The 12,750-nt window shown below is 63.7% G+C and carries 13 protein-coding genes; 1 reads left to right on the top strand and 12 read right to left on the bottom strand.

Features of this window, described 5'->3' with window-relative positions:
• Positions 1 to 11 precede the first annotated feature (11 nt).
• From ACZ5YA_RS26615 to ACZ5YA_RS26595, 5 genes are all read right to left on the bottom strand, one after another.
• Entirely contained in the window at positions 12 to 659 is a 648-nt protein-coding gene (locus tag ACZ5YA_RS26615) for a YiaD family glycine zipper/OmpA-like lipoprotein (RefSeq protein WP_059371515.1), read from the bottom strand.
• A 221-nt stretch (positions 660 to 880) separates the two neighbouring features.
• The gene (locus ACZ5YA_RS26610) at positions 881 to 2,197 is read right to left on the bottom strand and encodes an MFS transporter (protein ID WP_191295198.1); all 1,317 of its coding nucleotides are present in this window, start codon (positions 2,195 to 2,197) and stop codon (positions 881 to 883) included.
• A gap of 41 nt (positions 2,198 to 2,238) precedes the next feature.
• The gene (gene argE / locus ACZ5YA_RS26605; RefSeq protein ID WP_464091446.1) at positions 2,239 to 3,423 is read right to left on the bottom strand and encodes an acetylornithine deacetylase; all 1,185 of its coding nucleotides are present in this window, start codon (positions 3,421 to 3,423) and stop codon (positions 2,239 to 2,241) included.
• 30 nt (positions 3,424 to 3,453) lie between these two features.
• Complete coding sequence (locus ACZ5YA_RS26600; RefSeq protein ID WP_118932646.1) at positions 3,454 to 4,656, bottom strand: pyridoxal phosphate-dependent aminotransferase; 1,203 nt, start codon at positions 4,654 to 4,656, stop codon at positions 3,454 to 3,456.
• A gap of 43 nt (positions 4,657 to 4,699) precedes the next feature.
• On the bottom strand, positions 4,700 to 5,494 hold the full coding sequence (locus tag ACZ5YA_RS26595; protein WP_464091445.1) for an HpcH/HpaI aldolase family protein: 795 nt from the start codon (positions 5,492 to 5,494) through the stop codon (positions 4,700 to 4,702).
• Between the two features lie 165 nt (positions 5,495 to 5,659).
• Here ACZ5YA_RS26595 and ACZ5YA_RS26590 point away from each other — a divergent pair, with 165 nt between their 5' ends.
• A complete protein-coding gene (locus ACZ5YA_RS26590) occupies positions 5,660 to 6,139 on the top strand; it encodes an Lrp/AsnC family transcriptional regulator (protein ID WP_118932644.1) in 480 nt (159 codons plus the stop codon).
• 42 nt (positions 6,140 to 6,181) lie between these two features.
• On the opposite strand, the gene ACZ5YA_RS26585 is transcribed toward ACZ5YA_RS26590, so the two are convergent.
• The 7 genes from ACZ5YA_RS26585 to ACZ5YA_RS26555 form a co-directional block, all read right to left on the bottom strand.
• Positions 6,182 to 6,838: an HAD family hydrolase gene (locus ACZ5YA_RS26585; RefSeq protein WP_118932643.1), complete on the bottom strand. Its 657-nt coding sequence runs from the start codon at positions 6,836 to 6,838 to the stop codon at positions 6,182 to 6,184.
• 329 nt (positions 6,839 to 7,167) lie between these two features.
• A complete protein-coding gene (locus tag ACZ5YA_RS26580) occupies positions 7,168 to 8,046 on the bottom strand; it encodes a LysR substrate-binding domain-containing protein (RefSeq protein ID WP_118932642.1) in 879 nt (292 codons plus the stop codon).
• Between the two features lie 51 nt (positions 8,047 to 8,097).
• Entirely contained in the window at positions 8,098 to 8,823 is a 726-nt protein-coding gene (locus ACZ5YA_RS26575; protein WP_118932641.1) for an amino acid ABC transporter ATP-binding protein, read from the bottom strand.
• 21 nt (positions 8,824 to 8,844) lie between these two features.
• Positions 8,845 to 9,537, bottom strand: coding sequence for an amino acid ABC transporter permease (locus ACZ5YA_RS26570; RefSeq protein WP_118932640.1), 693 nt, complete (start codon positions 9,535 to 9,537; stop codon positions 8,845 to 8,847).
• Positions 9,538 to 9,540: 3 nt separating this feature from the next.
• Complete coding sequence (locus ACZ5YA_RS26565) at positions 9,541 to 10,236, bottom strand: amino acid ABC transporter permease (protein ID WP_464091444.1); 696 nt, start codon at positions 10,234 to 10,236, stop codon at positions 9,541 to 9,543.
• A gap of 39 nt (positions 10,237 to 10,275) precedes the next feature.
• Positions 10,276 to 11,088, bottom strand: a complete 813-nt coding sequence (locus ACZ5YA_RS26560; RefSeq protein ID WP_118932638.1) for a transporter substrate-binding domain-containing protein — start codon at positions 11,086 to 11,088, stop codon at positions 10,276 to 10,278.
• A gap of 65 nt (positions 11,089 to 11,153) precedes the next feature.
• A complete protein-coding gene (locus ACZ5YA_RS26555) occupies positions 11,154 to 12,716 on the bottom strand; it encodes a rhodanese-like domain-containing protein (protein WP_464091443.1) in 1,563 nt (520 codons plus the stop codon).
• Positions 12,717 to 12,750: the final 34 nt, after the last annotated feature.

The following is a 12,750-nucleotide window of genomic DNA, read 5'->3' as shown; positions in this document are numbered from 1 at the left end:
CTGGCCCAGGCTTACTGCTGGACCGCGTACAGGTAGATCTCCACGCGGCGGTTCAGCGCACGGCCTTCGGCGGTCGCATTGTCGCCGATCGGATCGTTCGGCCCGCGGCCCTCGACAGTCAGGCGGCCCGCGGCCACGCCCTGCTTGCTGAGGTAGTCGGTCACGCTCTTGGCGCGATTGACCGACAGCGTCTGGTTGTGCGCCAGGGCGCCCGTGCTGTCCGTATGGCCGACCACCTTGGCCCGCAGTTCAGGATGCTGGTTGAGCGAGCGCGCGACGCTGTCCAACACCGGCAGCAACGCGGGTTTGAGCTGCGTCTTGTCGGTATCGAACGACACGCCGCTGGGAATGTTGACCTTGAGGCTGCCATCGGGCATTTCGACCACGTCGATGCCCAGCGACGAAGCGCCCGACTTCTGCACGTCTTCCTTGACGACCTTCCAGTTGTAGCCGACCAGGCCGCCCGCCACCGCGCCGATGCCGGCGCCGATGGCCGCGCCCGTGCCATGGCCCACCAGGGCTCCAATACCGGCGCCGATCGCCGCGCCGGCGCCCGTGCCCACTGCGGTATTGGTCTGCTGCTGCGTGGCGCAACCCGCCAGCAAAGCCCCCGACGCCGCGACCACGGCGATCCGGTTGAATATTGTTCTTGAGTTCATGGAAACCTCCACTATCCCGTCGGTGCGCCGGATCATTCCGGCCAGATCATGCTAGCAAGCGCGGGGCGGGAGACAGGCAACATTTTGTATTGCCCGGAGGATGGCAAAAATGGCGCGGCCGCCAGCCGTGACAGCTAGCGGCCGCGCCGCGCCGCGCAACAATAGGCTACATTCCGCTCGCAGCGGAGCCGGCCTCCGGTGAGCAGGCCGGCGCTGGCCGCCTAGCGCTGCTGGAAAGTCCGGCGCGCCACGTTCAGCGACACCATGGCCATGAGCGCAATGGCCAGCAGGTAGTAGCTGGGCGACAGCTTGGAATCGGTGGTCGCGATCAGCCAGGTCAGGATGAACGGCGCAAAGCCGCCAAAGATCGTCACGGCAATGTTGTAGCCCAGGGACAGGCCGGTGGTGCGCACCTGCACCGGGAAGATGGCGGACATCAGCGCTGGCATGGGCGCAAAGTACGCCGTCGCCAGGACGCCCAGGATGACCTGCACGATCATCAGCACGCCCACGGTCGGATACGACACCAGCAAATAGAACAAGGGGTAGCACAGCAGCGCGGTCGCCAGGGCCGCGGCCGTCATGATGCGCGCGGGCCCGATCCGGTCTGCCAGGGTGCCGACGAAAGGCGCGCCGACCGTCATGATGACGCCCGTGACCAGCGTCGCCAGAAAGCCGATGGTAGGCGGCAGACCCAGCTGGCGGATCGAGTACGTGGGCATGTACAGGGCCAGGTAATTGCCCACCGAGCCCAGCGCCACGAAGCCGACGGTAACGAGCAGGCGCAGTTTCTGCCCCGCGAACATGTCGCTCAGCGGCGAGGCCGACGCCTCTGCCGCGCTGAACTCCGGTGTTTCATCCATGTGATGGCGGATGTAGTAGCCCACCGGCGCGATCAGCAGGCCGAACACGAACGGAATGCGCCAGCCCCAGCTTTCCAGCTGGGCCTGGGTCAGCGTCGCATTGAGCACCGCGCCGAACAAGGCGGCCAGCAGGATCGCCGCGCCCTGGCTGGCGACCTGCCAGCTGGCGTAGTAGGCGCGCCGGTCCGGCGCATACTCGATGAGGAAGGCCGTCGCGCTGCCGAATTCCCCGCCCGCCGAAAAGCCCTGGATCAGGCGCGCGACCAGGATGATGATCGATGCTGCCACGCCGATCTGCGCATGCGTGGGCACCACCACGATGATCAGCGTGCCTATCATCATCAGGAAAATGGACGCCGTCAGCGCCGCCTTGCGGCCCGCCCGGTCGGCATAGCTGCCCAGCACGATGGCGCCCAGCGGCCGCATCAGGAACGACACGCCGAAGGTGGCCAGCGCCAGCAGCAGCGAGGAACTCTCGCTGGCGGACGGAAAGTACAGCTTGGCAATGATCAGCGCGAACGTGCCATACGCGATCATGTCGAACCACTCCAGCGCATTGCCGATGGATGCGGCAATCACCGCGCGCCGCGCCTGGGCGCGCCGGTCGCCCGCCGGCGCCGCCTTGCTACGGCCGGCGGCCGCCGCATTCCAGGTTGTCTTCTCCGAATAAGCCATTTTTCCCTCTGTTTTTTTTGAAGAGTAACTATCGATTCAACTCATTGCCGGGCCATCTCGAGATGGCCCGCCAGCTTTTCCATGAACTGTTCGCACAGGCTGATCTGCGACAACGCGACATACTCGTCCGGCCGGTGCGCCTGCTGCAGGTTGCCGGGGCCGCAGATGACCGCCGTCATGCCGGCCCGCTGGAACAGGCCGGCCTCCGTGCAGTACGCCACCTTCTCGGTGCCGCGCGCGCCGGTCAGCGCCTGCGCCAGCTGCGCAATCTCGGCGGTCGCGGCGGTATCGAAACCGGGCACCTCGGCCAGCGCTTCCAGTTCGATATCGGCCTGCGGGTTCTCCGCCTTGATGCGGTCGCGCAGTTCGCCGGTGATGTAGCGACGCAGGCCGCCGATCACGTCTGGCGCCAGCACGCCCGGGATGGTGCGGAATTCGAACTCGAACTGGCAGCGGTCCGGAATCGTGTTGACGGACAGGCCGCCCGAGATCGTGCCGGTGTTGGCAGTCGTGTACGGCACCTCGAAATCCTGATCGAAGGGGCCGTTCTGGCGATGGCCGTCGGCCATGTCGCGGATGTGGCAGATGGCGCGCGCCGCATATTCGATCGCGTTGACGCCGCGCGGCGTCAGCGAAGAATGCGCGGCGTGCCCATGCACGGTGCAGCGGTACAGGTTGCTGCTCTTGTGGGCGGAGATGACGCGCATCTCGGTGGGCTCGCCCACGATGCAGCTATCCGGGCGGATATCCAGCTTGGCCAATTCACGCAGCATGGCGTCCGCCCCCAGACAGCCCACCTCCTCGTCATAACTCAGCGCCAGGTGCAGCGGCACGCGCAGCCGCCGCGACGTGAACGACGGCAGCATGGCCAGCGCCACGCCGATGAAGCCCTTCATGTCGCAGGTGCCACGGCCGTACAGGCGGCCGTCGCGCACTTCAGGCGCGAACGGATCGCTGCTCCAGGCCTGGCCGTCCACCGGCACCACATCGGTATGGCCGGACAGCACCACCCCGCCCTGGGTGCCGCCGTCCGCGGCAGGCACAGTCACGAAGAGATTCGCCTTCTTGCCGTCGGCGTTGTAGATCAGCCTGGGAGCCAGCCCGGCCGCGGCCAGGTGGTCGCGCACCGTTTCGATCAGACCCAGATTGGACAGGCGGCTGGTCGTGTCGAAACGCACCAGCCGTTCTATCCATTCCAGGGAACGGGGAAGCTCTGCAGTATTCATGGGTCGCACCCTAAGGTTGAGGCCTGGCGCTCAGGCAGCCTTGCCCCGCGCCGCATCCAGAAAGCGCGCTAGTCTAGCCACGCCTTCATCCAGCCGCTCATGCGCGCTGGCATAGCACCAGCGCAGATAGCCCTCGCCCTCGGGTCCGAACGCCATGCCCGGCGCCAGGCCCAGCCCGCCGCGCACGACCAGGTCCTTGCAGAACGCCAGGCTGTCAGACACGCCGCGGATGCGGAAGAAGGTGTACATCGCTCCCGGCGCCGCGCCGGCCAGTTCAACCCCGGGCACCTGCGACAGCTTCGATGCCAGGTGGTCGCGCGCCAGCCGCAGCCGCTGCACCGTGCGCGCGATGACGGGCTCGCCCTGTTCAAGCGCGCACAAGGCGGCGGTCTGCACGAAACCCGGCGTGCAGGTGTTGCTGTATTCGATCAGCTTGCCGATTTCCGGCAGCAGGCCGCGCGGCACCACCACCCAGCCCACGCGCCAGCCCGTCATCAGCCAGGCCTTGGAAAACGAATTGCAGCTGACCACGCGGTCGTCTGGAGCCGCGATGTCCAGGAAGGTGGGCGCCACGGCGCCTTCGTAGTAATAGCGTTCGTAGACATCGTCGGCGATGATCCAGATGCCGTGCTTGCGGCAGTGCTCCAGCACGACACGCTGCTGCTCCGCATTCATCACCCAACCCGTCGGATTGTTCGGCGAGTTCACCAGCAGCGCCCGCACGTCCGGCGTCAACGCGGCGAGCAAGGCATCCAGGTCCAGGCGCCAGCCGCTCTCGGAAAACGACAGCGGCACGGTCGTCACGCTCGCCCCCAGCACCTTGGGCATTTCCACCAGATTGGGCCACAGGGGCGTCACGGCCACCACGTGATCGCCCGCGCCCACGATGGCCTGCACCGCGGTCATCAGCGCCGACGTGCCCGAACTGGTCACCGCGATATTGTCGACTTCGCGCCGGCCATGCAGGCCGCTGACGTAGGCCGCCAGGCGCTCGCGCAGCGCGGGCACGCCCAGGGTCTGCACATAGAACGTCTGCCCCGACGCAATGTGGGCGATGGCCGCATCGCGAAACGCGGGCGGGGTCTGCTCGTCGGGCTCGCCGAACCAGAACGGCAGCACGTCGGCGCGGCCCATGCCTGCATTGGCGACCTCGCGGATCTGCGACGAACGCAAAGTCTGCACGCTGGCGCGCGCCGTCGAGCTGAAGCCGCCGGAAGATACTGCTGTATTCATGCCTGTTCCTGTCGTACCAGATGAAAGTGATCGCGCCGCCGGCTCAGCGGCATGCGGCGTCGAACTGCGCGCGCGCCTGGCGGGCGCCCCGGGCCAGCCAGGCCACATCGGAATGCAAGGCGATGAATTGCACGCCCAGCTTGCGGTAGCGCGCCGCTTCCTCGGGATCGTTGGCGAAGATGCCGACGGCCTTGCCCGCCGCCTTGCCGGCCGCGATCACGCGGTCGACGGCCTCGCGGACTTCGACGTGGGTCATGTCGCCCAGGCGACCGAGACTGGCCGCCAGGTCGGCCGTGCCCACGAACAAGCAGTCCGCCCCCGGCAGCGCGGCGATGGCTTCGACGTTGCGCACCGCCTGCGCCGACTCGATCTGCAGGATCGCGCAGGCCTGTTCATTGGCCAGCTTGACGTAGGTGGGGTCCTGTCCGTACATGCCCGCCCGCACCAGGCCGGCCACGCCACGCACGCCGCCATTGCCTGCCGACGGGAAACGCATCGAGGCGATGGCGTTGCAAGCGTCGTCGGCCGTGTCGATGTTCGGGAATATGACCGTCCGGGCGCCGCAATCCATGGCGCGCTTGACCAGCGCCGCATCGTTCACCGTCACCCGCACGACCGGATACGCGGTGGCGCCATGCGCGCGCGCCGAGTCGATGGCCTGTAGTTGCGCCGTCAGGCCCGCCACATCATTGGGCGCATGCTCCATGTCGACGACCAGCCAGTCGAAGCCGCAATGCGCAATCGCCTCGGCCACCGCCGGGCTCGCCAGGGTCAGCCAGCAGCCCTCGGAAGGCTCCAGGGCCAACAGCGCCTTGCGGATCGGATTCGGATCTTTCATGTCTGCTCCATAGTGTTCAAACGGGGAGCATTCCTGGTGTCGACGCCCCCTCCAACAGCCAAACAAAGATACCGGAGCGGAATCGCGAAGATTTCCGAAATTTCGACGCTAATGTGTAATATTTTGGATTGAAATTAGCGAAACCTTCAATTTCTTGGAAGAATCGTGCAAAGCAAGAATTTCGACCCCACCGACCTGCAAATCCTGGCCGCCCTGCAGGCCGACGGACGCCTGTCCAGCGCCGACCTGGCCGAGCGCGTATCGCTCACGCCCTCGCCCTGCTGGCGCCGGGTCAAGCGCCTGGAAGACGAAGGCGTGATCCGCGGCTATCGGGCCGAAGTCGACGTCAAGAAGCTCGGCTTCGGCGTGACGGCGTTCGTCTGGATTTCCCTGGACATGAAGGGCGCTGAACACGTCAAGGCGTTCGAGGACGCCGTCAGGCAGGTACCGGAAGTGCTCTCCTGCCACTGCGTCTCGGGCCGCTACGACCATCAGCTGACCGTCATCGCCCGCGACCTCGACGCCTTCGGCGACCTGGCGCGCTACGTGCTGGGTGCGCTGCCAGGCGTGAAGGAGGTCTACACCTCGTTCGTGCTGAAGGAGGTCAAGGGGCTGGGGGATGCGATTTCCTTGCCAGCGGCTTGAGGCGCGCAACTGGCGGGCAGTGCGGTGCGCAGTGGCTTGCCGTCAGGCGGCGTTGAATCGCTCCAGCCACGGCAGCGCCGCTTCCAGCCGCGCGGACTCCAGTTCCGGCCGCGCCGCGCCTTCCGGCAACGCCAGCCCCACGCGATTGTGCCAATACGTGCGCAGGCCGACCTTGCTGGTGCCGAACATGTCGTAGCCAGAACCTGCAATGAACGCGGCTTGGGCGGGCTGCACCTGCAACTGCGCCAACGCCAGTTCATAAGGACGCGGATCGGGCTTGTAGTAGCCCGCCTCCTCCGACGTCACCACCACGTCCCAGTCCACGCCCAGCAGGCTCGCGGCTCGGCGCCCGAGACGCGCAGAGCAATTGGTAACCACGGCCAGGCGGCAATGCGGCCGCAAGGCCTGCAGCAATTCGCGAGCGCCATCCCAGGCGGGCAACTCGTCCCAGCCAGCCTCCAGCGCGTCCGGCGCCGTCGCGGGTAAACCAACCGCGGACGCGGCCTCCCGCAGCAGCTGTTCGTAGGGCTGATAAGCGCCGCAGCCATACGTGCGCCGCAGATATTCCGCGCGCCACGCCCGCCCGGCGGCCTCGGAACCGGCGGCGCGATTCCATATGGTCCAGGAGTCGAGCAAGGCGGTCAGCAGGTCGAACAACACAGCCCGGGGATAGGCGGGTATGGCAGCGGGACTGGACATGCGTGGCTCTCTCGGTTGGAAACGAGTCCACTATAAAGAACATCAACTCCGCCGTGATTCAGCGGACGTTTACCCTGTGTTAAGCCGTGACTTAAGCGATCCGCCTACCTGGTTTACTGACAGCCCCATTGGCAATCTGTTCATTGGCGACCGTATCGCGGGCCTGTATCTGCCCATGGCGGGGTTCAAGGAGGCCTTGTCTCTGCCCGCGATCCGGTCGACAGCGGCCATTTCCAAGCGGGCGATGGCGCAGGTCTGTAGCCGGTCTTTGCGCAGCGTCTGGGCAAGCCGGCCGAAACTGTGGAGATGGCGCTACGCGCCAACGAGTACTAGCCGCTCTGCTCGTCGCTATTGGACGACAGCCGCAGATTGGACTTCAGCATGTTGTAGACGTGGCGGGTCAAGGGGTTGATGTGATCCCGCCGTATCCAAAGGTAGTAATTGACATCGGGCAGCCGGGGCAACCCCTCTTTCTCTCCCAGCACCCGCATATCCGAGCCCAGCAGTTCCACGCTGCGCGCAGTGATGCCAAGGCGCGCACGCAAGGCGGCCTTGATGGCCACCAGATTGGGCGCAACATAATTGGTTTGCGAGCGTAGCTGTGATTGCTCCAGCGCATTGAGCGCAATGCGGCGAAAAATGCTCGGCTCATCGGCAAGCACCAGCGGCAAGGGAGCGTTGATGTCGTGCACGTAGTCTGCCGAGCACAGCCATACCGTGGGGGAAGTGCGCAAGACCACGCCTTCGAACTCCTGATCAAAGCGAGTCGACACTGCCAGATCCACCTCACCCTTACGCAAGGCCGTCATCAGATTGGGGCTGCGGTCCACCCGGATTTCCAGCTTGATGCGAGGGAAGGTGCGCACCACATGGATCAAGAGGCTGGGCAGAATGCTGTCGGCCACATCGTGCGGCGACCCCAGACGCAACTCGCCTTCGAGCAGACTGTCTTGCAACGAGCGCAGAGCTTCATCATTCATGGCCAGCATATGGCGTGCATACGTGACCAGCTTTTCGCCATGGCTGGACAGCCGCTTATTGCGGCCGCGCTTTTCAAACAGCGGTAGATCGACCAGGCTCTCCAAGCGCAGCATCTGCTGCGTAACAGCAGATTGGGTCTTGTGCAGACTTTCCGCCGCAGCGGAGAATGAATCGTGTTCGGCGATAGCCACCAGAGTGCGCAGCAGCTCCAGATCCAGATTGCGCATGGACTTTCCTTGACGTGACAGCCGGAATATGGCGCGCCTGCCTCATCTGGATCAATGACGCACATCCTCCAGGAACTTGCAGGCACGCGGATGCCTGGGTGCCGTGAAGAAGGCCTCGGGTGTGCTGTCTTCCAGAATGGTCCCGGCATCCATGAACCAGATGCGATCAGCGACCTCGCGCGCAAAATCCATTTCATGGGTGACGATCACCATGGTCATGCCCTCGGAAGCCAGAGTCTTCATGACATTGAGCACTTCGGACACCATTTCGGGGTCCAGCGCGCTAGTCGGCTCGTCAAACAGTATGACTGGCGGGCGTTGTGCCAGCGCGCGCGCAATCGCAACGCGTTGCTGCTGGCCGCCCGACAGATTGATGGGCATGGCGTCTATCTTGTGCGCCAAGCCAACCTTGGCCAGCAGCGCTTCGGCCATCTGGTCGGCCTCGCGCGTCGGCATGCCAAACACCTTGCGCGCCGACAGCGTGATGTTCTCGCGCACCGAATAGTGCGGAAAGAGATTGAACTGCTGGAACACAAAGCCAATGGAGGCACGCAGCTTGTTCAGATCCGACTCGCGGTCGTAGATGCTGGCGCCATTGATGGTGATGTCGCCTTTCTGAATCGACTCCAGACGATTGAGCGTGCGGATCATGGTGGACTTGCCCGAGCCGGACGGCCCACAAACCACCAGCACCTCGCCTTTCTCGATACGGCCGTTGACGTCATTGAGAGCGTGATAGTCGCCATACCATTTGTTGACGTTCTTCATTTCGATCATGTCTTTTCCCCTTATCGCTGCTTACGCCAGACCCAGGCGGCGGCGTTGTATGCGTGATTCGATGCGCTTGGCCAGCTTGGACAAGGCCAGGCAGATGACAAAGTAGATGCCCGCCAGGATCAGATAGGTTTGCAACGCAGACGTCAGTTCGATGCTGTTGATCTGCTGGCCGACGAACGTGACTTCCTCGACACCGATGACATAGACAATGGAGGTCGCCTTGATGGTCGATACAAACTGGCTTACCAGCGACGGAATCATGTTGACAAGCGCCTGCGGCAGGATGACAAATCGCATGCTTTGCCAGTACGACAGGCCGGCCGAACGCGCCGCTTCGGTCTGGCCGCGCGGCAGGCCCTGCAGGCCGGCGCGCACGATTTCCGCCAGAAAAGCGCTTTCGTACAGCACGATGGCCACCAGGGCGGTCTTGAACGGCGAGATCGTCATGCCTGTGACCATCGGCACGGCGAAATAGGCCCAGAAGATGATCATGATGAGCGGGACGCCGCGAAACGCCGTGACCCAGCAGGTCGCCAGAATACGCAGCACGCGGTAGGGTCCGATACGGGCAAAACCAAGCAGCACCGCAATCGGGAAGGCCAGCGCCAGGCCCAGAACGGCCAGCAGCAGCGTGGCTGCAAAACCGCCCAGGGGGCCATTGGGCCAGGATCCCACCATGAACATCGTGCCGTATTTATGCAGTAGTTCCAGCATGCTTTACCCCTGGTAAGCCGATGGATAGGCCTTCTCGACCCGGCTGCCGATGAGCATGATGGTGATCGAGCACAGCAGGTAAATCAGCGTGGTGACGGCGAAGACATCGAAGGTGCGGAAGGTCAGGTTGTCGATGTTCTTGGCCTGATAGGTCAGCTCAGCCACACCGATGACCATAGTCAGGCTGGTGTCTTTGAACAGGATCAGCGATCGGTTGACCAGCGGCGGCAGACCGATGCGCAAGGCCTGTGGCAGCACGACGTAACGCATGGCCTGCAGAAAACTCAAGCCAATGGATCGTCCGGCTTCGATCTGCGCGGCCGGGATGGCCTTGAGACCGGAACGAAGATCCTCCGACATATAGGCGCTGACATTGAGCGACAAGGCCACCACCGCAAACAGGATCTCGGTGTTGCTGGCATTGACGAAGGCGCGGATGTCGGGCGGCAGCAGTTGCGGAATGCCGAAGTACCACACCATAATCTGCACCACGGTGGGCACATTGCGGTGGTATTCGACGAACAGCGACATCAGTGCGTCGAGCGGTTTGAAGGGGATGGCGCGCAACAGCACGATAGCGATCGCCAGCGTCATGCCGAGCACCCAGGCGAGGGCAAATACCAGCAACGTGGTCATGAGCCCTGACAGCAGCAGGGCGCCATATTGCCCATGCAACAAGAAAGAGATGTTCAGATCCATATGCAGCGATGGCGGCTCTCGCGAGCCGCCGATTCATCCTCAATTGGCAAGAGCAACAGGTTCGACCTTGAACTTGCGAGTCAACTGGTAAATCGAGTCTTTGCCCAGCCACTTGGCATAGATGGCGTCGAGTTCGCCATCGCCATCCATCTTGCTGATGACTTTATTGATGGCCTCGATCAGTGCGGTATTGCCCTTGGAAGCCACTACGCCCATGCGCTCGGTGAACAGCGGTTCATCGATCAGCGTCGCGGCGCTGCCAGATTTCGCCGACTCGATTTCAAATCGCTTGAGCGTCAGTTCGCCGGCCGAGATGCCGTCCACCTTGCCGTTCTGCAGGCCCAGATAGCAGGTGGCCAGATCCTGATACGTCACGATCTGCGACTTTGCCAGCACGCGCCCGGCAATGGCGGCCGACGACGATCCCTTGCTGGCGCAGATGCGTTTTCCTTCCAGCTGCGCCAGCGTGCCGAGCTTGTCGTCCTTGCGCACCAACACTTTGATATTGCCTTGCAGATACTGGACGCTGTAGTCCACCTGCGCGGCGCGTTCTGGCAAATAGGCCATGGAGCCCGCCACCACATCGACGCGGCCCATCTTCAGCTCCGGAATTCGGGCTTCGGTAGACAGCGGCTTATGCACCAGCTCCACGCCCAGGCCTTTGGCCAGCGCCTGGCATATATCAACGTCGTAGCCTACAAACTTGCGCGTGGCCGGGTCTTGGTAGGCATAGGGTTCGCTGGCGCTTTGCGTGCCGCAGACCAACTGTTTCTTGCTCTTCACATCATTCAAGTCACCGGCGTGAGCGGCGGTGGCCAACAGTGCAAGAGCGATGGCGACGACGGGTTTCATGGGTTTTCTCCTTGGTTTATGCGTAACGGCGCGAGAATCGTGTCCCGCGCCGAGGGATGGAAACGTCAGGGTTGAAAGCGATATGCCGCACGTTCGCGCGCGTCGATCTGGTTGACTAGATTGGTTTCCCATTCCAGATACTTGATAGCCGCGGCCTTGTTGCCGTGATGGCGGTCATGCACGAAGAACAGGAAATCAATGCACTCTGCGTCGGACGGAAGATTCGGCGTCTCGGCCAGCGGCAGGCCTGCGGCCTGCCATTGCGCCGGCGTATCCAGCAAGAAGTAGAGCGGGCCGCTGCCGGCCAGCTCGCGGGCATACAGCTCAGCCACGCGGGCATCGTCGGCCACAAGCACGGTGACGCCATTCAGCGCCTCGGCGCGGCTGCGTATGCTCCAGCGAGCGCCGTCGATATGGCTTGCTCGATAGCTCATGCTGGGCCGCACATCGACCAATGCCGCGCCTTCATCGCGCAGACGAGCTGCTGTCTTGCTGTCCACTCGAGCAAGTCGATTTTCGACCTGCGCGTCGGCCGATACCGGCGCGCCACCGGCAACTGCGTCTAGCACATAGACTTCCCAGCCCAGTTGGCGCAACCAGCTGGCGACGGCGGGAGCGCGCACGCCTTCGCTGTCGACCAGAACCAACCGCGCATTGCGCGTGCCCACGTATTGGTCGGTGGCCTGGATCAACTGGCCGCCTGCGGCATGAGCTGCGCCGGCATAGGTACCCTGGGCATATTCTTCCGGCGTACGCACATCAAAGACGTAGGTACTGCGCTCGGGATCGGCTAGCAAGGAAGCAAGCTTTTCGGGCTTGATGTTGGGTATGCCGTGACGGGCGGCCAGTGCTTGCGCGCGCGCGCGCGCCCGGTCCAGTGTCAGCGGCGCGGCGTCGATCGCGTGGCGGCGGCTCTGACCTTGATCCAGCGGATAGTCTTTCAGATACCAGCCCTGCGTGCCGTTTTCCAGCGCGTAGATCGGGTTCTTCACGCCCAGATTGATCAGTGTCTGCGCGCCGATGATGCTGCGCGTCCGGCCGGCGCAATTGATAACGATGGTGGTGCTCTCATCCGGCACGAGCGTATCGATATGCAGGGCAAGCTCCCCGTTCGGGCAGCAGGTCGCCGTTGGAATGCTCATCTTCTGGTATTCGGTGAACGGCCGTCCGTCCAACACCACCAGGTTTTCGCCAGCGGCGATACGGCGGTTCAATTCTTCAGCGCCGATGGCCGGCGTGTGCAGCTCGTGCTCGGCGAGTTCGCCAAAGGTCTTACTGGGCAGGTTGACGCCCGCAAAGAGGGCGTAGCCCGCCGCGTCCCAGGCCTGCACGCCGCCATCGAGGACGCCTACCTGGGTATAGCCCTGCTGACGCAACGCCTGGGCGGCGCGCTCGGCGACACCGTCATTGTTGTCGTAGACGACAACACGGGTGGTCTTGCGCGGTACGAGGCGGGCCACTTCGAATTCCAGGCGGCTATAGGGAGCGTTGACAGCGTAAAAAAGATGGGCTTCGCCGTACTGACCGTGTTCGCGCACGTCCAGCAAGGCGATTTCCTGACCGTCATGCAGCCAGTCTTTGAGCGTGGCGGCGTCTTCGCGTGCGCGAATAGTGTGGTTGGTTGCCATGGGTTCTACAGAAAGGAAGGATGCCGGCCGCAGC

This window comes from Achromobacter sp. JCM 18799, assembly GCF_055395645.1.
Note: the sequence above shows the minus strand (reverse complement) of the source record. Positions and strands in the feature narration are given on the sequence as shown.